The sequence below is a fragment of the Cohnella endophytica genome (assembly GCF_003628305.1).
Classification (GTDB): Bacteria; Bacillota; Bacilli; order Paenibacillales; family Paenibacillaceae; genus Cohnella; species Cohnella endophytica.
Window position 1 is genome coordinate 14,948 of sequence record NZ_RBZM01000009.1, and the last position, 22,312, is coordinate 37,259.

At 55.0% G+C, this 22,312-nt stretch carries 19 protein-coding genes and 1 riboswitch; of the genes, 1 reads left to right on the plus strand and 18 read right to left on the minus strand.

Annotation, left to right across the window (positions count from 1 at the left end; all coding sequences use genetic code 11):
* Positions 1–4: 4 nt before the first annotated feature.
* The 4 genes from D7Z26_RS20325 to D7Z26_RS20340 all read right to left on the minus strand — a co-directional run bounded on the left by D7Z26_RS20325 (position 5) and on the right by D7Z26_RS20340 (position 3,722).
* On the minus strand, positions 5–949 hold the full coding sequence (locus D7Z26_RS20325; protein ID WP_120978869.1) for a DUF1861 family protein: 945 nt from the start codon (positions 947–949) through the stop codon (positions 5–7).
* 49 nt (positions 950–998) lie between these two features.
* Positions 999–2,000, minus strand: a complete 1,002-nt coding sequence (locus tag D7Z26_RS20330; protein ID WP_120979111.1) for an inorganic phosphate transporter — start codon at positions 1,998–2,000, stop codon at positions 999–1,001.
* Positions 2,001–2,030: 30 nt separating this feature from the next.
* Entirely contained in the window at positions 2,031–2,645 is a 615-nt protein-coding gene (locus D7Z26_RS20335) for a DUF47 domain-containing protein (protein WP_120978870.1), read from the minus strand.
* A gap of 189 nt (positions 2,646–2,834) precedes the next feature.
* Positions 2,835–3,722: a TetR/AcrR family transcriptional regulator gene (locus D7Z26_RS20340; protein WP_120978871.1), complete on the minus strand. Its 888-nt coding sequence runs from the start codon at positions 3,720–3,722 to the stop codon at positions 2,835–2,837.
* A gap of 156 nt (positions 3,723–3,878) precedes the next feature.
* On the opposite strand from D7Z26_RS20340, the gene D7Z26_RS20345 reads away from it, so the two are divergent.
* Positions 3,879–5,378 carry a DHA2 family efflux MFS transporter permease subunit gene (locus tag D7Z26_RS20345; protein WP_407643537.1) on the plus strand — a complete coding sequence of 500 codons (1,500 nt, stop codon included), beginning with the start codon at positions 3,879–3,881 and terminating at the stop codon, positions 5,376–5,378.
* 72 nt (positions 5,379–5,450) lie between these two features.
* On the opposite strand, the gene D7Z26_RS20350 is transcribed toward D7Z26_RS20345, so the two are convergent.
* The 14 genes from D7Z26_RS20350 to purE form a co-directional block, all read right to left on the minus strand.
* Complete coding sequence (locus D7Z26_RS20350; RefSeq protein WP_120978872.1) at positions 5,451–6,527, minus strand: DUF3048 domain-containing protein; 1,077 nt, start codon at positions 6,525–6,527, stop codon at positions 5,451–5,453.
* A 127-nt stretch (positions 6,528–6,654) separates the two neighbouring features.
* Positions 6,655–7,476 carry an alpha/beta hydrolase family protein gene (locus D7Z26_RS20355; RefSeq protein ID WP_120979113.1) on the minus strand — a complete coding sequence of 274 codons (822 nt, stop codon included), beginning with the start codon at positions 7,474–7,476 and terminating at the stop codon, positions 6,655–6,657.
* Between the two features lie 372 nt (positions 7,477–7,848).
* Positions 7,849–9,114, minus strand: a complete 1,266-nt coding sequence (gene purD / locus D7Z26_RS20360; RefSeq protein WP_120978873.1) for a phosphoribosylamine--glycine ligase — start codon at positions 9,112–9,114, stop codon at positions 7,849–7,851.
* A gap of 181 nt (positions 9,115–9,295) precedes the next feature.
* Positions 9,296–10,843 (minus strand): bifunctional phosphoribosylaminoimidazolecarboxamide formyltransferase/IMP cyclohydrolase, encoded by a 1,548-nt coding sequence (gene purH / locus D7Z26_RS20365; protein WP_120978874.1) that lies wholly within the window; start codon positions 10,841–10,843, stop codon positions 9,296–9,298.
* Positions 10,844–10,858: 15 nt separating this feature from the next.
* Positions 10,859–11,515, minus strand: coding sequence for a phosphoribosylglycinamide formyltransferase (purN, locus tag D7Z26_RS20370; RefSeq protein ID WP_120978875.1), 657 nt, complete (start codon positions 11,513–11,515; stop codon positions 10,859–10,861).
* Positions 11,512–12,558, minus strand: a complete 1,047-nt coding sequence (gene purM / locus D7Z26_RS20375; RefSeq protein WP_120978876.1) for a phosphoribosylformylglycinamidine cyclo-ligase — start codon at positions 12,556–12,558, stop codon at positions 11,512–11,514. Before purM ends, purN begins: the two co-directional genes overlap by 4 nt.
* 436 nt (positions 12,559–12,994) lie before the next feature.
* Entirely contained in the window at positions 12,995–14,491 is a 1,497-nt protein-coding gene (purF, locus tag D7Z26_RS20380) for an amidophosphoribosyltransferase (protein WP_120978877.1), read from the minus strand.
* Positions 14,488–16,743, minus strand: a complete 2,256-nt coding sequence (gene purL / locus D7Z26_RS20385; RefSeq protein WP_120978878.1) for a phosphoribosylformylglycinamidine synthase subunit PurL — start codon at positions 16,741–16,743, stop codon at positions 14,488–14,490. The genes purF and purL overlap by 4 nt, the downstream gene beginning before the upstream one ends.
* A complete protein-coding gene (purQ, locus tag D7Z26_RS20390; RefSeq protein ID WP_120978879.1) occupies positions 16,721–17,413 on the minus strand; it encodes a phosphoribosylformylglycinamidine synthase subunit PurQ in 693 nt (230 codons plus the stop codon). The genes purL and purQ overlap by 23 nt, the downstream gene beginning before the upstream one ends.
* Before the next feature lie 7 nt (positions 17,414–17,420).
* A complete protein-coding gene (purS, locus tag D7Z26_RS20395) occupies positions 17,421–17,663 on the minus strand; it encodes a phosphoribosylformylglycinamidine synthase subunit PurS (RefSeq protein WP_120978880.1) in 243 nt (80 codons plus the stop codon).
* Between the two features lie 136 nt (positions 17,664–17,799).
* Positions 17,800–18,702 (minus strand): phosphoribosylaminoimidazolesuccinocarboxamide synthase, encoded by a 903-nt coding sequence (locus D7Z26_RS20400; protein WP_120978881.1) that lies wholly within the window; start codon positions 18,700–18,702, stop codon positions 17,800–17,802.
* Between the two features lie 29 nt (positions 18,703–18,731).
* Complete coding sequence (purB, locus tag D7Z26_RS20405; protein ID WP_120978882.1) at positions 18,732–20,027, minus strand: adenylosuccinate lyase; 1,296 nt, start codon at positions 20,025–20,027, stop codon at positions 18,732–18,734.
* A 6-nt stretch (positions 20,028–20,033) separates the two neighbouring features.
* Positions 20,034–21,290, minus strand: coding sequence for a 5-(carboxyamino)imidazole ribonucleotide synthase (gene purK / locus D7Z26_RS20410; RefSeq protein ID WP_120978883.1), 1,257 nt, complete (start codon positions 21,288–21,290; stop codon positions 20,034–20,036).
* Complete coding sequence (gene purE / locus D7Z26_RS20415; RefSeq protein ID WP_120978884.1) at positions 21,287–21,775, minus strand: 5-(carboxyamino)imidazole ribonucleotide mutase; 489 nt, start codon at positions 21,773–21,775, stop codon at positions 21,287–21,289. Before purE ends, purK begins: the two co-directional genes overlap by 4 nt.
* Positions 21,776–21,956: 181 nt before the next feature.
* Positions 21,957–22,055: riboswitch (purine riboswitch) on the minus strand.
* Between the last annotated feature and the right edge of the window lie 257 nt (positions 22,056–22,312).

Consider the following 22,312-nt stretch of genomic DNA (forward strand, 5'->3'; position numbering starts at 1 on the left):
CTTTCTAGGACTCGTATTCCAAGAAAGGATCCGGGATGACGATCACGTGGGCTTCCGCATCGCTGACTCCCGTGTAGAGAGTAGCGGTGCCGTCTCCATGTCTCACGATTCCTCCGCTGAAGATAACGTCCTTCAAGTCAGCCCTCTTGGCGGGACCATCCGGAAACATGCTGCGAGTGGCGATCAGTTTTATGGGCGTATAGCGATCATTGTCGGGGTTGTAGGCGAATACCATGGGATAATAATGCCGAATGTTATTGTCTTCCATCCAGGCGATGTGCCCGAGTACGCCGATCGCGCCCCCCGCCAGCTGATGGGCTTCATTCGCCCCTCCCCACTCGTCGGGAAGGAATTGGTTCCGCAGCAGCTTCGCTCCCAAGATCGTCTCCTCCGTCAATTCCTCCAAAGTCTCGATCTCCGTATAACCGATGAGCGCGCGCGCCCCATCTACCATCATAGGCCTTGTAAACACGCCGATCCGGCCATTCTCGAGCCCAATCAAGCGAATGTCTTTCATCGTCAGCGGACCTTTGGCGAAAGGCTCCAGATCGTTCACGGAATGCCCGCGGTAAAATACGGTTCTCCAAGAAGTTACGTAGTGCGGATCGTCCCCGTCGAAATACACCTCGACGCCTCCGAATACGAGTTCCTCCCCGATAAAGGTGAAGAAAGGATCCTGCAGGGAGAATACGGGCGCGCCGTTGCGAGGCACCCATTCTCCATGGCGTTCGACGAAGAACACCACTTCCGACGATTCCTTATCGCGATCCTCTACCCTGCCGGCGATAACGGGTTCTCCATGATCCAGGAACGGAGCGCATATGTTGTAGACATCGCGCTTCCCTACCCCGGAGAACACGAGTCTAAGCCCTTCGAACTCATGAGACTTCGCCGTGAATTCCTTTAACAACTCGACACTCGATTTCGCCTGATCCGTATATGCAAGCATGTGTGTCCTCCAGACTAAATAGAGATGACGGCAACCTTAACTACCCGAATTAGTGGAGGAACAAACTTAAGACGTAATAAATGAGCATCGAGAGCACTCCGACGACCGGTATCGTAATCACCCAAGTCATGACGATCCGGCCGGCCATACTCCACTTTACTCCGGAAAATTTCTTGGCCGATCCGACACCCAGAATGGAGGACGTAATCGCGTGCGTCGTGCTGACCGGGAAATGGGACAACGTCGCCGACAAGATGACGGAAGCAGACCCTAGATCCGCCGAGAAGCCGCTCATCGGATCGATTTTGAATATTTTCGTGCCCATCGTTTTGATGATTTTCCATCCGCCGATCGATGTTCCGAGCGCCATGGCAAGCGCCGCGGACAGCTTAACCCAGAGAGGAATATCCAAGTCCGGCTGGATTTTGGCCGTAACCAGCGCCAGCGTAATGATTCCCATCGCTTTCTGCGCGTCGTTCGTGCCGTGGGTGAACGATTGGAACGCCGCCGTCAGCACTTGTCCGAAGCGGAATAATTTATTGACTTGATGCGGACTGGAGTTGGCGAACACCCGCTTCAGCACGAACATGATGCAATATCCCACGACGAATGCGATGATCGGAGACAGAATCAGCCATTTGATAATGGTCGTGAATCCCGAATAGTTAATTCCGTTCCATCCTTCCGATGCGATAGCCGCTCCCGCGAGGGCACCGATAATCGCATGCGAAGAGGAAGAAGGAATAGCCATCCACCAAGTAATCAAGTTCCAGAGGATTGCCGCGAGAAGAGTGGCGATGACGACCGTCAGTCCGTGCTGAAGCTTGAACGGGTCCGCGATCTTGCCGCCGATCGTCTTGGCGACTCCCGTGAACATAAGTGCGCCGACTAAGTTCATGACGGACGCTAGAATAATGGCGCGTCTTGGAGTCAGGGCGCGCGTCGAAACGGACGTCGCGATGGCGTTCGCCGTGTCGTGAAATCCGTTAATGAAATCGAATCCGAGTGCCAGCACAACGATAACGACGACTAGCCAGTGAGTATAATCCATGATATTCGTTTCCGTCCCCGCTTGCGCCAATCAAGAATTGCGCATAATTATGGATTGCAGCGTGTTGGCGACATCCTCGCAGGAGTCGGTCGTTTGCTCCAAACGCTCGTAGATTTCTTTATGTTTAATCAATTCGATCGGATCCTTCACGTTCTGGAACAGATGCTTGATGCCTTGGCGCATCAACTCGTCGCCTTCGTTCTCCAGTTCGTTGATCGTGACGCAATGCGGCTGCATCGCCAGCAATTTTTTCTGGGTCAGCAAATAGATCGCCGATTTGATTTCTTGCGCGCTGCGTCGCAGGCAATCGCCGAACTTGCGAATGAATGGATCGGCCTTCGTCACTTGGTACATCTCGAATCGCGAAGCGCAAGCTTCGATTCCGTCCAAGACGTCGTCCAGCTTCTTGATCAGCTCCATTATGTCCTCGCGCTCGATCGGCGTGATGAACGTCTTGTTGAGCTCCGTCAGAATAATATGAGTGCAATTGTCGCCTTTATGTTCGTATTCTTTCATTTCCTTGGCGAATGCGCTCACGTTCGGCAGATCTCCGTTCACCGCGACTGCGAAACGTTCGACCGTTTGGAGAATAATGTCTGCCATTTCCTCCAATGTCTTAAAAAAGATGTCTTTTTTCCGAAACACGGATAGCCCTTCTTTCCCATGTGTGTAGCTGATCGTTTTACATACCGTTAACATAGGGTTAATATCCCGTTAACTTACTTATTCTATCACAGCCCGGACGGGCTTTGTATAGCCCTCTTTTCCCGCATGTGACACTTTTTTTAAGTTTCACCTAGTTTCGGCAAACCTACTCCCTTATTATTGGAAACTTCATTCGGGAACTTGTATTTTGTACTTCTCCAATTGCTTGGCGATGCAAGCCAGAGGATACTCCGCGGCGAGAAACTGAATCAACGCCTGAAGGAGGACGGGCTTGGGCTCATCGCTGTCGAATTCCGTCTCCAGCAGCGTAACCGCGTTGTCCAATTCCGATTTCCGATGATGGGTGCACGGCAGCTCCTGAATCGTCGTTCTCATCGATTGCAATAAGCTCGTCCGATGCTCCGCGAACGTCGGCAGCGGATCCCCCGCTCCCGGGATGCAGAACTCCGCCATGATGGAATCGGGAAGTACGGTGGCAGGCTTCTTCAATCGAACGTAATTTGCTAGCTCCTCGACGCGATCGGCGATAAACGCCGAAACGTCGCGGATATTCAAGGGCTTGTTATCGAACACGACCAAGGACATGAACTCCTTCATAATGCCCGAATAGACGAATACCAACTCCCATATATTCGGCTCCACATCCTTGCCGAGGAATTTGAGCAAGCCGTCTTTGCAGGATACGAGCAACTTGGTACGCATCTGGTACATGAACGGCATGATCTTCTTCGACGTGTTGGATAATTGTTTGATTTCCCGCATGAAGAACTTGTTCTCCAAGAAAAAATCGAAATTGCACTCCGTTTCCCGAATGAAGGCTTCCCTGGGCGCGAGCGTTCCGTCTTGCCTGATCTGCTCCGCTGCTTCGAAAATCCGGTTCGATTGCGTCAAGAAAATCTCGATCAGTAGCTCTTCTTTGGACGGAAAAAACTTATATAAGGATCCTTTGGCAATACCGCAATCGTCGGCGATCTCCTGAATCGACGTCATGTCGTATCCCTTCTCGGAAAAAAACCTCGTTGCCGAATCCATGATCGTTTGTTTCAATAAGCTCAACCGAATCCCTCTTCTCAGAAATAAATTGACTTCTTCGAGAAAATCAGTAGAATGAGTTTTATCTCGCCGTGACCCACTGGTTTTTCAGAAAAACCCTAAGTCAATATTAGGGGTCTTATGCCTCATACGTCAAGAGAAAGAGGAAGGAACTAAACTATGTCTATGCAACAAGCCGCGTCCGTCTCGGCACCCGAAGCGGAATTCTCGATCAAGAAAATTATCGCGCCGCTCCTGGCCGTAATTATCGGGATGATCATGGTCATCCTCGACAGTACCGTCGTTAATGTCGCCATTCCTAATTTACAGTCTTACTTCAATACTTCGTTAAACGCGATCCAATGGACGATTACCGGATATACGCTCGCCCTGGCTGCCGTTATCCCGCTCGCCGGGTGGATGACCGATAGGTTCGGCTCCAAACGGATTTTCCTAATCACGATCGCCCTATTTACGCTTGGATCGGTATTATGCGCTTTGGCGCAGACCGCCGACCAACTCGTATTGTTCCGAGTTATTCAAGGAATCGGGGGCGGCATGGTATCCCCGATCGGGATGGCGATGATCTTCAAGCTGGCACCGCCCGAGAAAAGAGGCTCGGTCATGGGGATGCTCGGAATTCCGATGCTTCTAGCCCCGGCGGCCGGACCAATTCTGTCCGGTTGGTTAATCGGTCTGGCTACCTGGCACTGGATTTTCCTAATTAACTTGCCAATCGGAATTGCGGCTCTCATCGTCGGTTCTAAGTATTTACCTAAGGGCGATCGTCAGAAGACGCCTTCTCTGGACGTCCTAGGGATGATCCTCGCTCCGATTGCGTTCTCCATGCTCGCATACGGCGTCAGCGAGAGCCGCAACGGCTGGACCGAACGTTCGACGCTGACGGGACTGATCGTCGGAGGAGTCGCGCTCATCTTCTTTATTTTCGTCGAGCTTAACAGGAAACAACCGCTCTTGGAACTACGCGTGTTCGGATCATCCGATTTTGTCCGCGGGGTTGTCCTCACATGGATGTCCCAGGTGGCTTTAATGGGTTCCATTCTCATGGTTCCGTTGTACTTGCAGAACATTCTTCATTACACGCCGTTGAAGAGCGGTCTGACGACGCTCCCGATGGCGATCTGTTCCGCGGTATTCATGCCGATCGGCGGACGGTTGTTCGACAAAATCGGAGCGCGTCCTCTCGCCTTCGTCGGCCTAGGAATTATCTCCGGCGCTTTGTTCATTCTCTCGCAGATCGATACGGAAACGACGAGGACCATGATCATGTTCCCGCTCGGCATGATGGGCGCGGGCATGGGACTGTCGATGATGGCACTCAATACGCACGTGTTGAATTCCGCTCCGCGTAAGCTCGTCAGCCGCGTAACGCCTCTGACGACGGCGAGCCAGCAAGTCATCATGTCGTTCGCGATCGCGGGCATGACAGGATACTTGTCTTCGCGCATGACGCATCACATTACGGCTGGAGTAGATCCGGTCGCCGGCTCCACGGCCGCGTTCGGCGATACGTTCTTCCTTACCGCCAGCATCGCTTGCGTCGGCGTATTGGTCAGCTTGATTCTTCGCAAACCGAAGGTTAAGGACGAAGCTCCCGCACCGGGTGCGAAAGGCCAACCTGCCTCCGATGTCGATGCTTCCATGATGATTGGGCACTAAAGTAACGCAAAAAGGCTGTACCTATCGCCAGGTTCAATGGCGATAGGTACAGCCTTTTTTTCGAGTGCTCGTTTATTGATACGTAAGATGTTTTTCCATCGGCGATGAATTCGGGACGATGTGATAATAAGTCGTTCCCGGCAGAAACGGCAGTTCTTGACCGTCCTTCATGAGCCGGATAACGTCACCTTGCTTGCGTTGCCAAGTGCAAGGAATAACCTTGCCTTGCTGGAACAGCACGGCATCGCCTCCGCTGTCCAAGTCGACGACGAGACGTCCGTAGTCGTCCTTCGTCTCATGCTTGGTTGAGAGTACGACGAGGTTCGTCGCGGTTAATTGCTTGTCGTTGTTCTTGTCGACGTGCGGCTTTTCGTTGATGAAACGGTTATAAAGACCGGTCGCGCCGTCGTATGTATAGGAAACCTTGTAATCCCACAACATGAACTTGATATCGATCTTGGTCGCTGCGGCTGCGGTCGCAAGATCCGGGGGATTTCTAGAGAAAGACAACAACGGAACCGTCGCCGTATCTTTGTATTTGCGTTTGGCTGCTCCGGCGCGCAGTTGGTCAAGCGTTGTATATACGTTATGCGGAGCTTTGCGAGACTTGTCTCTATAGAAATAAGCGCCCGCGTTCGTAATCTCGTCGAGGTCTTCCTTGTGTTGGCGTTGCAGAATCGCGAATGCGTCGTTACTCGCTCCTACGTGCACGAGAACCCCGCTATAAAACTCGCCGACTTGAATAAAATAAGGTCGAATGCTGCGAACTGGTCCAATGGGATCGGCGAACTCCTTGCTCTGGAAAATCGCAACTAACCGGGTAATGCCGCCTTCCGCAAGCAATTCCCACACGGTGTCCGCCTGGGTAAGCCCCGATTGCGGCCTGGCCGGAGCCAGATTGTTGATCATAACCGCGAACGGTCGATTCGTTACTTCCTTCTCTACGGGTAAACCGGTTAAAGGCGCGAGGAATTCGGCGGTCGGCGTCTCTTCTCCGCTCGCAGTGGGCGAAGAATCGGCGGACGAAACGGCAGTCTCGACGGGAGGGATCGTTGCTTCCTTAGCCCCGCCGCCGCATGCGGTCAAGCCCGCGAGCGTAGCGGCAAGCGTCAATAGCATCGCAATGCGTAGTTTTGGCGTCAAGCTCATTCTCCCTTCGCATGGTTGAAGTTTAATCCCATTAAACCACACTTTGCTCACCGGGAAAAAGAGTCCAAGATCCCTTTTTTGGAAAAACCGCCGAGGCAATGGCCCCGGCGGTCGTTTTTCTTGTTGCTTAGATGCTCCAATGCTGCCAATCCTGTTGGCGCTTCTCGTGGCTGGCTAACCAGTCCAACGTCGATTGGAATAACTCGCCCTTGTGCGAGCCTTTCGAGTACGTATGGTCCGCTTGGAAAACGATATTTTTATCGCAACGCCCTTCTCCCCTGAGCCAGAACGTTTTTTCAAGTAAAAAGCTATAATCCGCCGGGATGACGTCGTCCGACGTTCCGTGCGCGATGAACACGTCCCCGTGAAATTTCTGCGCTTCCTGGAAAGGCTGGTGCTGCTGCAACGAGTCGAAAAATTCCGGTTTGAGCGGATATCCCATATAATCGGAGTATCCCTTCTTGATCGTCTCGTCGTAGACGCCGCGTCCGACGATTTTCACGATATCGTTGAACGGATGGGCAACTGGCGACCATAACGCGAGCGATTTGACCCTGCGATCCTTGGTCCCCGTCAGCAATGCGACCGCGCCGCCAAGACTATGTCCCAGCAACGTAACCCGAAGCGGATCGATGCAATCGAGGCTTAAGCCGTAATCCAATACGGAACGGGTTTGCGCGATCATCGAATCCAGGCCGTTCTCTCCGTAGATGCCTTCGCTCTCGCCGCAACCCGCATAATCGAAGCGAATGACGAGGAACCCTTGGCGCGCCAATTGCCGGCTAGCGAGCAGGAACAGCCGATCGACCCCGATCCGGTTTCCGATGAACCCATGGCAGATGACGACCAACGGCATTTTTCGTTCCGAGCAATGCCCTTCATTCGTAGGGTAGTGAATCGTAGCGGTCAGGGCGATATCCTCGTGCCGTATCGCGATTGGTTTTTCCATCGTCAAGCCCTCATTTCCTTTAATTCCGATATAATTAGTATGGATTAAATTTATCATCAATCCACCTTCGCTGTCAACCTGCAACAGGAAAAAAGGCTAATTTCGAGTGGGACATTTACATAGGACTAGATTAGCTTGGACATCCTATCCTTTATTGACACCAACTCGCCTAGAGGGTTAGGAGATGAACTCATGAAGGCTTTCATTCAATGGGTATCCGACCACTCCGCTATAGCTTTAGTAATCGTTGTAGCCGCGTTCGCTATCTGGTACATTTTCTCTCATCGCAAATCGCTTTTCTATAAAGAATAAGCCGCCGGTTTCCTCTTGATTGTTCGAGGGTGTCCGGCGGCTTTATTCTTGTATGAGCGGCTATAGCAATGCTTTGGCCGCGATATCCGTACGGTTTTGTTTGCCTTGGAAAACAATGTCGGCAGCAGCGTTGTAGGCGTTCGTCCGCGCTTCCGCGATTCCGGCGCCGCGACCGACGATGCCAAGCACGCGTCCGCCGTTCGTTACGACTTGCCCGTCCTTCAATGCGGTGCCAGCGTGGAACACCAACGCTCCCGGTACTTGAACCTCGTCCAGCCCGGAAATCGGCAGTCCTTTCGGATATGAGCCCGGATAGCCTTCGGAAGCTAGCACGACACAAACCGCGGCTTCATCGCTCCACTTCATCTCGATCTGTTCGAGGGTTCCGTCGATCGATGCGAGGAAAATCTCGAGCAAGTCCGTCTCCAATCGCGGAAGAACGACTTGCGTCTCCGGATCTCCGAAACGGGCATTGAATTCGATCGTCTTCGGACCATCCTTCGTGATCATAAGACCCGCGAACAACACGCCGCGGAACGGTCGGCCTTCCGATACCATCGCGCGGGCAGTCGGCTTGATGATCGTCTCGATCGCTTCGTCGATGATCGATTGCGCGATATGCGGCAGCGGGGAGTAGGTCCCCATTCCGCCGGTGTTCGGCCCTTTGTCGTTATCGAAAACTTGCTTATGGTCTTGCGCGGGCGACATCGGTTTGACGGTCTCGCCATCGACGAAAGCGAGGATAGACATCTCTTGGCCTTCGAGGAACTCCTCGATGACGACTTTGTCCCCCGCCGCTCCGAATGATTTGTCCACCATCGTCTCTGCGAGCGCTTTGTCTGCTTCCTCGCGCGTGAAGGCGACGGTTACGCCTTTCCCGGCCGCAAGTCCGTCGGCTTTGATCACGATCGGAAGCGATTGTTGCTTCAGGTATGCGGACGCCACTTCGTAATCGGTAAACGTCTCGTACTTCGCCGTCGGAATTTCGTATTTGCGTAGAAGGTCCTTCATGAAGATTTTGCTGCCTTCGATTTCCGCGGCATTCTTGCGCGGTCCGTATACCGGAATCGACGCGGCCTCGAATTCGTCGACGATACCCGCGGCCAGCGGATCATCCGGGCCGACGACGACGAGATCGATGGCGTTATCGCGCGCGAAACCCACGAGACGCTGGAACTCGAGCTCGCCGATATCTACGTTCTCCGCCAATTGCGCGGTTCCCGCGTTGCCCGGCGCGCAATAGATTTGTTTGATCTTCGCGCTTTTTTTCAGCGCCCAGATGATGGCGTGCTCTCGCCCGCCTCGTCCGATAACGAGAACCTTCATATGTGTTTACTCCTTCTTTTTGTTGTTGCCTTACTTGTGCAGCACTCACTCGTTTAGCACGCTGTCAGCGTACTGCACCAACATCCCTCTCACTGCAGCTTTCCGCTAAAATTACGGGTATGCCATATTCGCCATTCAAGGAAAATAGCGTTACCGCGTAACGCTATTTCCTCTGCAAATATTAGTGCTTGAAGTGACGGACGCCCGTCACGATCATTGCGATGCCGTTCGCGTTGGCAGCGGCGATCGACTCTGCGTCCTTGACGGAGCCGCCCGGCTGTATGATCGCGGTGATGCCTGCTTTAGCGGCAAGCTCGACCGTATCGCCCATCGGGAAGAACGCGTCGGATGCGAGGACGGAGCCTTTGGCTTTTTCGCCCGCTTGTTCGATCGCGATACGGGCAGCGCCCACGCGGTTCATCTGACCCGCGCCCACGCCGACCGTCATGCTGTCGCTAGCCAGCAGAATCGCATTAGACTTCACGTGCTTGACGACCTTCCAAGCGAACAACAATTGCTTGAGCTCATCTTCCGTGGGAGCGCGCTCGGTAACGACCTGGATATCCCCATCGCTCAGGCTGTGTACGTCGCTCTCTTGAACGAGCATGCCGCCCTCGACGCTCGTAACGAGCCATTCGGAGCTGCGCTCGGCAGCCGACGGCAAGTTCCCGATGCGAAGCAAGCGGATGTTCTTCTTGCGTTGCAAAATTTCGAGCGCTTCCGGCGTAAAGTCCGGAGCGATAATGATTTCAAGGAAAATCTCGGCCAGGCGAGCCGCCGTATCCGCGCCGATCGTCCGGTTCGCCGCGACGATGCCGCCGAAAATCGAAGTCGGATCGGATTCGTACGCTTTCACGTAAGCCTCGTCGATCGTCGAACCGATGCCTACGCCGCAAGGATTCATATGCTTAACCGCGACGACGGCCGGCTCGTCGAATTCCTTGACGATCGCGAGCGCGGCGTTGGCATCGCTAATATTGTTGTAGCTAAGTTCTTTGCCATGCAATTGCTCGGCGGAAGTGATGTTGCCGGCGGAAGATAACGGCTTGCGGTAGAAAGCCGCTTTCTGATGAGGATTCTCGCCGTAACGAAGCTCTTGAACTTTCTCGTAAGTAACCGTCAGGCTCTCCGGCAACGGATCGTTCAATTGCTTGGCGAAGTAATCGGAGATGAGCGCGTCGTAAGACGAAGTATGGCGGAACACTTTGGCCGCGAGACGTTTGCGGGTATCCAACGTCGTATCGCCGCCCGCGCGGATTTCTTCCAACACTTGCGCGTAATCGCCCGCGTCGACGACGACCGTCACGAATGCATGGTTTTTCGCCGCGGAACGAAGCATGGTCGGACCGCCGATGTCGATGTTCTCGATCGCGTCTTCGTAGGAAACGTCCGTTTTCGAAATCGTTTCTTTAAAAGGATACAGATTAACGACGACGAGATCGATGTAGTCGAGGTTCAGCTCTTGCATGCTCTTGATGTGCTCTTCGTCGTCGCGAATCGCCAGCAATCCGCTGTGAACCGCGGGATGCAGCGTTTTAACGCGTCCATCCAGAATTTCCGGGAAACCCGTCACCTCGGAAATGCCGATAACCGGTACGTTTTCTTTTTCCAACAACGATTTTGTTCCGCCTGTCGATATTACTTGCACGCCTTGCTGCGCGAGCTCACGGCACAATTCCACGATTCCGGTTTTGTCCGAGACGCTAACGAGCGCTCTTCTGATCGCCACGAATGAATCCTCCGTTCAATTGTTTATCGTTACTTTGCGTCCATCCAGGGATACCCGGCCATCGGCGATCCAGCCTACGACCTTAGGCAACAATTCGTACTCCACTCGCTGAATTCGCGCTCCGAGCGATTCCTGCGTATCTTCCCGTTCGATCTCCACCGCTTGCTGCGCGATAATCGGACCAGTGTCGGTGCCGCCGTCCACGAAGTGCACGGTCGCCCCGGTGATCTTAGCCCCGTACGCCAATGCTTGTCCAACCCCATCCATCCCCGGAAAAGCGGGAAGAAGCGCCGGGTGAACATTGATCATCCGACCGTAGAAAGGTTCTACGAGCACGCTCGTGACAAGGCGCATGTATCCCGCCATCACGACGAGATCGATGCCTCTCCGCTCCAACTCGGCGACGATCTCGGCCTCGTAAGCCTCCCGCGAAGGATATTGCTTCGGGGAGAAAACGTACTGCTCCACCTCGAATTGCTTAGCACGTTCCAACACGTAAGCCGACGGCTTATCGCATACTACGAGTTCGATCGTAGCATGAATGCTGCCATCCCGTATACGCTCGGCCAAAGCTTGAAAATTGCTTCCGCTGCCGGAAGCGAATACCGCTATTTTAAGCGGAGCGCCGGCGCGAACATCCGTCGAACCGCCGCCCCCGTTGCTTGCGATCATGGAAGCTCAACGCCTTCGAAGGTCACGATTCTGGAGCCTTCCGTAACCGTGCCGATGCGGTAAGCTTGCTCGCCTTGCTCCTTCGCCAGCGCCAACGCCTGCTCCGCTTGATCCGCGGAAACGACGAGCACCATGCCCACGCCCATATTAAACGTCGTGTACATGTCGCGATCCGTAATTCCGCCCGCTTGCTGCATCAAGCCGAAGATCGGCAGAACCGGCCAAGAGCCGCGGTTAATGTCCACGTTAACGTTATCCGGCAATACGCGCGGAATGTTCTCGATAAACCCGCCGCCCGTAATGTGCGCCATTCCTTTGACTTGGACTTTGTCCAACAATCTCAGGATTTGCTTCACGTAGATGCGAGTCGGCTCGATCAGCACGTCTCCGAGTGTCTTACCTTCCAACTCGGCAGGTTTGTCCGTTAGGGAGTAACCCTTTTGTTCCAATAGCAATTTGCGTACTAGCGAGAAGCCGTTGGAGTGAATGCCGCTCGAACCGAGTCCGATAACCGCGTCGCCCGCTTGGATCGTCGAACCGTCGATCGCTTTTTTACGATCGACGATGCCGACCGTGAAACCCGCGATGTCGTACTCGCCTTCGCTGTACATGCCCGGCATCTCGGCCGTTTCGCCGCCGATAAGCGCGCAACCGGCTTGAACGCAGCCTTCCGATACGCCTTTGACGATCGCTTCAATTTTCTCGGGAATGATTTTATCGCAAGCGAGGTAATCCAAGAAGAACAACGGCTCGGCGCCCGTAACGATCACGTCGTTCACGCACATCGCGACCGCGTCGATTCCGATCGTATCGTGTTTGTCCATCGCGAAAGCCAGCTTCAGCTTCGTGCCGACTCCGTCCGTTCCGCTAACGAGCACGGGCTCCTCGTATTTGTCTTTATTCAAGCCGAACAGTCCGCCGAAACCTCCGAGACCCGTCAATACTTCGGGGCGCATCGTCGTTTTGACGTGTTTTTTCATCCGTTCGACCGCTTCGTTACCTGCCGCGATATCGACTCCGGCTTCTTTGTACGCTTCGGACAATGGTTTCACTCCCAGTTCATCTTATTTGGTACCTTAATTGCCACATTCAACCGACTGCTATCTCGCACCGATTTTTCGCCGTTTCGACCAAAGCCACAACCCATTACCCACAACTCGTAACTCTCGACAGCCGTAGCCTACCTCACCGAGCCCGCCTGGACGGACCAACCTGCATTATGTACAGTTCATTTGCCCGGATCCGCCGATTTCGCTTGATTTACCTGCATTTTGTACAGTTGATTTGAGCCAATATGGCCATTTAGCCCATCAAGCCCGATTTCAACTGTACTTTTTACAGGTTGTTCACCCTAAGGAGCAATATCTTCGACTTCTACTGTACTTTTTGCAGGCAGCGAAAAAACCAAAGCAGATATAGGTTTAGGTGTAGGTGTCCGATGGAAAAGAGTATCGGCGAAACCTTCTACTTTAATGGCGCTCAGTCGCAGCTGCAGGAAGTCAGCTTCGCGTCCTCGAACTCGACCGGCGTCGGGTAGTCATTATTGAAGCAAGCCAGACACAGCCCGCGATTGTATTCGTCTTCGTGGCCGCCGACCGAATCGATCAAGCCGCGCTCGCTTAAGAAATAAAGCGAATCCGCGTTGATCGCCTTGCGAATTTCTTCGACAGTCTTGCTGGACGCGATCAAATCTCGCGGATCCGGCGTATCGATGCCGTAATAGCAAGGATTCATGAACGGAGGCGACGTGATGCGCACATGCACTTCTAATGCGCCCGCCTCGCGAAGCATGTTCACGATCCGGAGCGAAGTCGTGCCGCGCACGATCGAGTCGTCGATCATGACGACGCGTTTGCCTTCGACGACTTTACGAACGGCGGAGAGCTTCATCTTGACGCCCTTCTCGCGTAGCTCTTGAGAAGGCTGGATGAACGTCCGGCCGGTATATTTGTTTTTGATCAAACCAAGCTCGTAAGGGATGCCCGTCTGCTCCGCATATCCGATAGCGGCGGAGATCGAGGAATCCGGCACGCCGGTCACGATGTCCGCGTCGACGAAAGACTCCTGAGCAAGCGTCTGACCCATCCGCTTCCGCGAAGTGTGAAGGTTGACGCCGTAGATGTCGCTGTCCGGACGAGCGAAGTAGATGTACTCCATCGCGCATACGGCACGACGCTGCATCTGAGCGAACCGCTCCTCGCGCAGTCCATCCTTGTCCAACACTAGCAATTCGCCAGGCTGAACGTCGCGCTCGTATACCGCCCCAATCGTCTCCAAAGCGCAAGACTCCGAAGCGAAAATATACCCCTCGCCAAGACGTCCCATCACGAGAGGACGAAGACCGTGCGGATCACAAGCCGCTATGAGCGTGCCTTGCGTCTGGATCAGGAACGCGTAGCCCCCGATCAAACGAGAGAACGCGTCCTTCACCGCGTCGACGAGGTTTTTCGGCGAACGCGCGATCAGATGCGCGATAACCTCGGTATCGCTCGTCGTCTGGAAAATCGAGCCCGAATCCTCGAGCTCCTTGCGGATTCCCGGCTCATTGACTAAGTTCCCGTTCGTGCACACCGCGAGATCGCCCCCGCGGTACTTGAACACGAGCGGCTGCGCGTTCGCCAAGCGGCTTGCGCCAGCCGTCGAATAGCGCACGTGGCCGATGGCCTGATCGCCCGGCAAAGATTCCAGGCGGTCGCGGTCGAACACTTCTTTAACGAGACCCATTCCGCGATGATAGTGGAACGTACCGTCGTCGGACGTGCAGATGCCGCAGCTTTCTTCACCGCGATGCTGCAACGCATGCAAACCGTAGTAGCTCAGGTTGGCCGCGTCGGAATGACCGAACACTCCGAACACGCCGCACTCTTCCTTCACTTTGTCGAAAATAGAGTCGTTGCTGCTGTTGCCCTCGTTGTAATAATCCCCGGTCCAGAGCCGCGTCACGGCTGTCCCCCCATTCGCAACACTTGGTGTCATGCGCTCTTTCCGTTCATCCGGCTAGGAATGGCTTCTTTCCAGGCTTTGCGAAGCTGTTCGACAGAAGCGTCGATCGCATCGTGCCCGCCGATGTTGATTTTCAGGCGATCTCCGCCAACCGTGCCGAGACGCTGCAGAGGTACTCCAGCTAGCGTAATCGCAACGGCCAGTTTATCGGCAAGCTCGGGCTTCGCCGAAAGCAGGATGCGAGACTGCGATTCGCTGAACAAGGCGAGGTCCGGACGAAGGTTCGTCTCGAACGTAACCTCGGCGCCAAGTCCGCGACCGAAGCCCGCTTCCGCGATCGCCGCGGCCAGTCCGCCTTCGGACAAGTCGTGGGCCGAAGCGACAAGGCCTTGCTGGATCGCGCTAAGCACCGCTCCGTGCAGACGCTTTTCTACGGCCAGATCAAGCTCCGGAGGACGTCCTTCCGTTACGCCGTGAACCGCGTATTGGAACTCGCTTCCGCCGATTTCCGCTTTCGTCTCTCCTAATAGGAAGATAACGTCTCCGGCTTCTTTGAATTCTTGCGTCGTGATGTGATCCGTATCGTGAACGAGACCTACCATGCCGACGACCGGCGTCGGGTAGATCGCGCCTTTCGTGTTCTCGTTGTATAGCGATACATTACCGCCGATAACCGGCGTCTCGAACGCGCGGCAAGCTTCCGCCATGCCGTCGACTGCTTTTTCCATCTGCCAGAAAATTTCCGGCTTCTCCGGGCTACCGAAGTTCAAGTTATCCGTAATCGCCAGCGGCTCCGCACCGGAGCAAACGATGTTGCGTCCCGCCTCGGCTACCGCGATGCGACCGCCGACTTCCGGATCCAAATACACATACCTTCCGTTACAATCCGTCGTCATCGCAAGACCTTTGCGAGTTCCGCGAATCGTGACGACTGCCGCATCCGAACCCGGACGAACCGCCGTTTCCGTGCGAACCATGTAATCGTATTGGTTATAAACCCACTCTTTGCTCGCGAGCGACGGAGAACCGAGCACCTTGGTCAGCGCGTCGTTTAAGTCGAGCACTTGCTCGTAGCCGTTTGTATCGATGGAGCCGTTTTTCAGGTAGTATTCCGGAATCTGCGAAGGCTTCTCGTAGATCGGGCAATCGTCGACAAGCGCTTTAACTGGCATATCTCCGACCAACTCGCCTTTGTGGAACAACTTCAGCATGCCGTCGTCGGACACTTTGCCGACTTTGGCGCAATGCAATCCCCAACGGGCGAAAATCCCTTTCGCTTGCTCCTCGTGCTGAGGCTCGCAGACGAACAGCATCCGCTCTTGCGACTCGGACAACATCATTTCGTACGCCGTCATGCCTTCTTCGCGTTGCGGGACTTCGTCCAGATACAATTCCATGCCGTTGCCGGCTTTGCTCGCCATCTCCGCGCTGGAGCAAGTAAGGCCAGCCGCGCCCATATCTTGAATCCCGAGCACGATACCGGAGTCGATCAGCTCGAGCGTTGCTTCCATGACTAGCTTCTCCATGAACGGATCGCCGACTTGTACAGCCGAACGTTTCGCTTCGGATTCCGCGGACAGATCCTCGGACGCGAAAGTCGCGCCGTGAATGCCGTCCCGTCCCGTCGCAGGTCCCACGTAAAACACCGGGTTTCCGATGCCTTTGGCGACGCCGCGTTGGATTTTGTCGTGATCGATCAAGCCGACGCACATCGCGTTAACGAGCGGATTGCCTTCGTACGCTTCGTCGAACATGATTTCCCCGGCAACCGTCGGAATTCCGATGCAGTTCCCGTAACCCGCGATTCCGCTGACCACGTGCTCGAACAAGTAACGAGCCCGATCGCTTTCGAGACGGCCGAAACGCAAAGAGTTCAACAAAGCTACCGGACGAGCGCCCATCGAGAAAATATCGCGAATAATGCCGCCGACTCCCGTCGCTGCGCCTTGGTATGGCTCGACCGCGGACGGATGATTGTGGGATTCGATCTTGAACACGACCGCTTGGTTGTCGCCGATGTCGACGATGCCCGCGCCTTCGCCTGGTCCCATCAGAACTTTAGGTCCCGTGATCGGGAAACGTTTCAGTAGAGGCTTCGAGTTTTTGTACGCGCAGTGCTCGGACCACATTACGCTGAACACGCCGATCTCGGTATAGTTCGGTTGGCGTCCCATGAAGCCGCAGATGAGGTCGTACTCTTTGTCCGATACGCCGAATTGCTTATATATTTTCTGTTCCGCGATTTGTTCTACGGTTGGTTCCTTAGCGGATACTTGCTGCGCCATTACGTTCCCTCCAAGCGTTTAGTACGGACGTGAACATCTTAGCGCCGTCCGCGGAGCCGAGAATTTCCTTAACCGCGCGTTCCGGATGCGGCATCATGCCTACGACGTTGCCCGCTTCGTTGCAGACGCCGGCGATGTCGTCGACGGAGCCGTTCGGGTTGTCGCCCGCATAGCGGAAAACGATTTGATTGTTCGCTTTCAGAGCAGCCAACTGCTCGTCCTCGACGAAGTAGCTGCCTTCGCCGTGCGCGATCGGAATTTGGATGACTTCGCCTTGCGAGTAAGCGTTAGTGAAGCCGGTAGTCGCGTTCTCGACGACGAGGCCGACTTGGTGGCAACGGAATTTGAGCGAGTTGTTGCGGATGAGCGCCCCAGGCAGCAATCCGGCCTCTGTCAGAATCTGGAACCCGTTGCAGATTCCGAGGACGAACTTGCCGGCTTCCGCCGCTTTCTGAACTTCCGCCATGACGGGAGCGAATTGCGCGATCGCGCCGCAACGCAGGTAATCTCCATAAGAGAAACCGCCCGGCACGAGAATCGCGTCATACGCGGATAGGTCGGTAGCCGTGTGGAACACGTAATCTACGGATTCCCCTACCGTATCTTCTACCGCTTTGTAGCAGTCGATATCGCAGTTGGAGCCCGGAAAAACGATGACAGCGAATTTCATGAGCGCCTCAGCCCTCCAATTCGAAACGATAGTCTTCGACGACCGTGTTCGCCAGAAGCTTCTCGCACATCGTTTTGAGTTTCTCTTCCGCTTGCGCGCGGTCGTTCGTATCGAGATCGATCTCGAGGTATTTGCCGATTCTCACCTTGCCGACTTCGTTGAATCCAAGCGTATGCAGCGCTCCTTGCACCGCGTTCCCTTGAGGGTCGAGCACGTTCTGCTTAATCGTCACGTATACCTTTGCTTTCATGGGGGAGTTCCTCCTGATATGGGTGTGTGATGCGATTTATGAAAATGAAATTGTTAATGGATGAATGTTGAGACGTTGGATCGTTTAGACGAACATGTTGCGGTCAAAGCTTTCGGCTCATTAGAGGGCATTCCTTCTATGAGTTACCCGAGCCCGAGCGCTCCATTAGCCTGCGGGCGATGTCGCGATACCGGTCGGTCGTTGCTTCCACCACGGCCGTCGGCAGCGGAGGAGGCGGGCTGTTCTTGTCCCAATCCGAGTTGGACAAGTAGGCGCGAACCGGTTCCTTGTCCATGCTGTCGATCTCTACGTCCAGCTTGTAATTCTCTTTCGCCCAGAAACGCGAGGAATCCGGGGTAAACAATTCATCGATAAGTATGATTTCGCCGTCGATCAAACCGAATTCGAACTTGCAATCCGCAAGGATGATGCCGCGCTCGGAGCAATATTCGCGACCGAACTCGTACAGCTTCAGGCTGCGATCGCGCAACGCCGAAGCCAATTCCTCGCCGACGCGCCGAGCCATCTCCTCGAACGGGATGTCCTCGTCGTGACCGACGTCGTTCTTGCCCGCCGGCGTGAAAATCGGCTGCTCGAGCTTCGAGTTCTTATGCAAATCTGCTGGAAGCTTGATGCCGTTCACTTCGCCGCCAGCTTGATATTGCCGCCATCCGCCGCCCGTAATGTAGCCGCGCACGACGCATTCGATGTCGATCCGTTTCGCTTTGCGGCTTACCATGATGCGGCCGGCCAGCTTGTCCGGCTCGGACACGATATCGCCAAGCAGGGCAACGTCCGTGTGAACGACGTGATTCGGCTGAATGTCCGCCGTCTGCTCGAACCAGTACGCGCTCAAACCGTTCAGCACGCTGCCCTTGCCCGGAACCGGAGGATCCAGCACGTAGTCGAACGCGGAGATCCGGTCCGTTACGACGATAAGCAGATGTTCGCCGAGATCGTAGAGCTCCCGGACTTTGCCTTTATGAATCAAGGGGGCGTTAATCAGCCCTTCGGCCGTAGCCAAAGCTTGGGTAGTCATGTCTGCCTCCTAGCGGCGAATTGCCATCATTATTTCAAGCCCAACCGGTCGAAAATCGTATCCACGTGCTTCAAATGCCAAGTCGGATTAAAGGAATCCTCGATCTCTTCGGCGGACAGAACGTCCGTGATCTCGGGCGTCGAGCGCACGATATCGCGGAAATCGCGCTGTTCTTCCCACGCCTGCATGGCGCGAGGTTGAACCGTATCGTAGGCTTGCTCGCGGCTGAAGCCCTTGTCGATCAGCTTCGTCATGACGCGTCCGGAGAACGGAACGTTAAACGTCCGGCCCATGTTGCGCTTCATGTTCTCCGGGAACACCGTCAAGTTTTTCACGATGTTGCCGAACCGGTTCAGCATGTAATTGAGGAGCATCGTCGCATCCGGCAAAATGATCCGCTCGGCCGAGGAATGCGAAATATCGCGCTCATGCCACAGCGGCACGTTCTCGTACGCCGTCAGCATGTGGCCGCGAATAACGCGGGACAAGCCGCTCATGTTCTCGCAACCGATCGGGTTGCGTTTGTGCGGCATCGCCGACGAACCCTTCTGACCCTTGCCGAACGGCTCTTCGACTTCGCGGAATTCGCTCTTCTGCAAGCCGCGGATTTCGGTCGCGAACTTGTCGATCGACGTCGCGATCAGCGCCAGCGTCGCCATGTATTCCGCATGACGGTCGCGTTGCAGCGTCTGCGTGGAGATCGGCGCCGCCGTAATACCGAGCTTATTGCAGACGAACAGCTCGACCGCTGGATCGATGTTCGCGTAAGTGCCGACGGCTCCGGACATTTTGCCGAATTGGACGCCGTCCGCCGCGCGCTCGAACCGCTCGAGGTTACGTTTCATTTCCTCGTGCCACAGAGCCAACTTCAATCCGAAAGTGGTAGGCTCCGCATGAACGCCGTGCGTACGTCCCATCATCGGCGTGTCTTTATATTTAATCGCTTGATCGCGCAGGATGGCGATGAAGTTCTCGATATCCTTTTTCAAGATCGCGTTCGCTTGCAGCAACAAGTACCCCATCGCCGTGTCCACGACATCCGTGGAAGTCAGCCCGTAATGTACCCATTTGCGTTCGGCTCCGAGGCTTTCGGATACCGCACGCGTGAAAGCGATCACGTCATGACGGGTTTCCAATTCGATCTCGTTAATGCGGTCGATGTCGAACTTCGCGTTCTTGCGAAGCTCCACCGTGTCCTCGTGCGGAATGTGCCCTAACTCTGCCCATGCTTCGCAGGCGCAAAGCTCTACTTCCAGCCAGGCTTTGAATTTGTTCTCTTCGGTCCAGATCGCCCGCATCTCGGGGCGGCTATAACGTTCTAACATAGTTGATTAAACCCTCCAAATATTCGATTGGGCGATCCATTCCAATGCCGCGTCCACGTTCGGGGCGAGCACGTTTAGGTGTCCCATTTTACGCTTGAGTTTCGCTTCCGCTTTGCCGTACAAATGAACCTTTACTTCAATGCCTAGCTTAGCTGCGACCGGATCATGCTCCGCCATCCATGCGAGCAGCGGTTCCATATGCTCTCCGAGAATGTTCGCCATGACGACGGGCGTCAGCAGCGACGGATCGCCGAGAGGCAAATCGCAGATGGCCCGGATGTGCTGCTCGAACTGCGAAGTGCGGCAAGCCTCCATCGTATAGTGACCCGAATTGTGCGGCCTCGGAGCCAGTTCGTTGACGTACAGTTGCCCGTCGGCAGTCAAGAACAGTTCGACCGCGATCAGTCCCACGACGCCGAGCGTCTCCGCGATGGACACGGCCAGCTTCTCCGCCTCTGCTCGCACGCCGTCTCCGATTCGCGCCGGAACGATTGATAAGTGCAAAATATTATGAACGTGGATATTTTCCGCGGGCGGGAACGTTCTTACTTCTCCCGAAGGACTTCTCGCCGCGATCACGGATATTTCTTTGTCGAAAACGATGAATTTCTCCAATACCAATTGGGTCCCGCTACGGCTCGCTTCGTTCCACGCAGGCTCCAACTCGTCCGCCGAACGCAATACCCACTGGCCTTTGCCGTCGTATCCGCCCGTGGCGGTTTTCAAAACCGCGGGCAAACCAAGCAACTCGGCGGATTCGCGCAAGCTTGCCAAGCTCACGATCTCCGCATACGGAGCCACGCGCGCTCCGGCGGCTTCGATGGCTTGCTTCTCGCGGAGCCGATGCTGCGTCGTATAGAGCAGGGCACTCCCTTGCGGTACGTAGGACTCCGACTCCAGCATCGCCGCCACGTCCGCGTCCACGTTCTCGAATTCGTACGTAATGACGTCGGACCGATGTGCGAGTTCCCGGGCCGCCTCGGCGTCCGCATAATCGGCGACGATCTGCTCGGCCGTCTGGCCGCACGGCGAATCCGGCGTCGGGTCTAGCGTGACGAACCGGTAACCTAACCGATTGCCCGCGTGAGCCAGCATGCGTCCCAACTGCCCGCCGCCAAGAACTCCGATCGTCGAGCCCGGCACGATCTTACGCTTGCCGGTCGCCGGCGCCGCAGGAACCTCGCATCCGAAATCGTCGCATACCGCGCCTTCTCCGTCGAACAAGCTGATCAGCTTGTTCCCGACTTGTTCCCCGCCGCTCATAATGGCAACTCTCCGTTATCCAGCACGTCTTGCGTAATCCGTTCGCGACGTGCGGACAGCCTGCCCTGCACTTCGGGATCGAAGGCTCCGATCATCTGCGCGGCCAGAAGCCCCGCATTCGTCGCGCCGGCCGTGCCGATCGCCACCGTGGCGACGGGAATGCCTCCCGGCATCTGCACGATCGACAGCAACGAGTCTAACCCGTTCAACGCTTTCGATTGAACGGGTACCCCGATAACGGGCAATACGGTTTTGGCCGCAACCATGCCCGGCAGGTGCGCGGCACCTCCCGCTCCGGCGATAATGACCTTTAAGCCTCGCGAGACGGCGGATTCGGCGTATTCGAACATTAAATCCGGCGTACGATGCGCTGAAACGACCTTTTTCTCATACTCGATGCCCAATTCCTCCAGCACCTCGCACGCCTTCTTCATCGTTTCCCAATCCGACGTGCTTCCCATGATGACGCCGACACGTAAAGACATGATTACACCCTTCCCCCACTGCGATCTTGGCTTCCCATTCCGTCTCAGGAAACAAAAAAAGGTCGATGGGAATACGGTTAGTATTCCCCAATCGACCTTCAACTTCTCCGCTACGCATAAGCAACGCTATGCGCCGACAAGAGAAAGCCCGAACCGGTTAAGGTCCGCGCTTCGATATTGTGGTCGCTTGCGATTGCCGCGTAGTCCGGAAATTAGGGTTTCCGGGTAGAGACGTTCGGGCCGATTCCCGACTTATACGCGTTTACGATTATCTAACGATTACGAGTTAAATTGCTTTTATGAACGCTTCCCAGTGTACCTCAGACCCCTAATTTTGTCAATCAAAGACGAACGCTTACATGACATACAAATAATAATGTTCGGATTTTGACACATTATTGAGCGCAGTGTTTCTCATGGACGTCTTCATGGTCCGGCATTAGCGACCTTAACGGTTCGAAATCGGTAGAGAAGTCGCCCGACAAAAAAACCGCTCCGTCATGTGACGGAACGGAAGTTTTCGCTGACATGCTTTCC

Bases quoted from the DNA above. Each gene is read 5' to 3' on its own strand.
- D7Z26_RS20325 (WP_120978869.1), bottom strand. From the start codon at position 949: ATGCTTGCATATACGGATCAGGCGAAATCGAGTGTCGAGTTGTTAAAG.
- D7Z26_RS20330 (WP_120979111.1), bottom strand. From the start codon at position 2,000: ATGGATTATACTCACTGGCTAGTCGTCGTTATCGTTGTGCTGGCACTC.
- D7Z26_RS20345 (WP_407643537.1), top strand. From the start codon at position 3,879: ATGTCTATGCAACAAGCCGCGTCCGTCTCGGCACCCGAAGCGGAATTC.
- D7Z26_RS20350 (WP_120978872.1), bottom strand. From the start codon at position 6,527: ATGAGCTTGACGCCAAAACTACGCATTGCGATGCTATTGACGCTTGCC.
- D7Z26_RS20355 (WP_120979113.1), bottom strand. From the start codon at position 7,476: ATGGAAAAACCAATCGCGATACGGCACGAGGATATCGCCCTGACCGCT.
- purD (WP_120978873.1), bottom strand. From the start codon at position 9,114: ATGAAGGTTCTCGTTATCGGACGAGGCGGGCGAGAGCACGCCATCATC.
- purN (WP_120978875.1), bottom strand. From the start codon at position 11,515: ATGATCGCAAGCAACGGGGGCGGCGGTTCGACGGATGTTCGCGCCGGC.
- purF (WP_120978877.1), bottom strand. From the start codon at position 14,491: ATGACACCAAGTGTTGCGAATGGGGGGACAGCCGTGACGCGGCTCTGG.
- purL (WP_120978878.1), bottom strand. From the start codon at position 16,743: ATGGCGCAGCAAGTATCCGCTAAGGAACCAACCGTAGAACAAATCGCG.
- purQ (WP_120978879.1), bottom strand. From the start codon at position 17,413: ATGAAATTCGCTGTCATCGTTTTTCCGGGCTCCAACTGCGATATCGAC.
- purS (WP_120978880.1), bottom strand. From the start codon at position 17,663: ATGAAAGCAAAGGTATACGTGACGATTAAGCAGAACGTGCTCGACCCT.
- D7Z26_RS20400 (WP_120978881.1), bottom strand. From the start codon at position 18,702: ATGACTACCCAAGCTTTGGCTACGGCCGAAGGGCTGATTAACGCCCCC.
- purB (WP_120978882.1), bottom strand. From the start codon at position 20,027: ATGTTAGAACGTTATAGCCGCCCCGAGATGCGGGCGATCTGGACCGAA.
- purK (WP_120978883.1), bottom strand. From the start codon at position 21,290: ATGAGCGGCGGGGAACAAGTCGGGAACAAGCTGATCAGCTTGTTCGAC.
- purE (WP_120978884.1), bottom strand. From the start codon at position 21,775: ATGTCTTTACGTGTCGGCGTCATCATGGGAAGCACGTCGGATTGGGAA.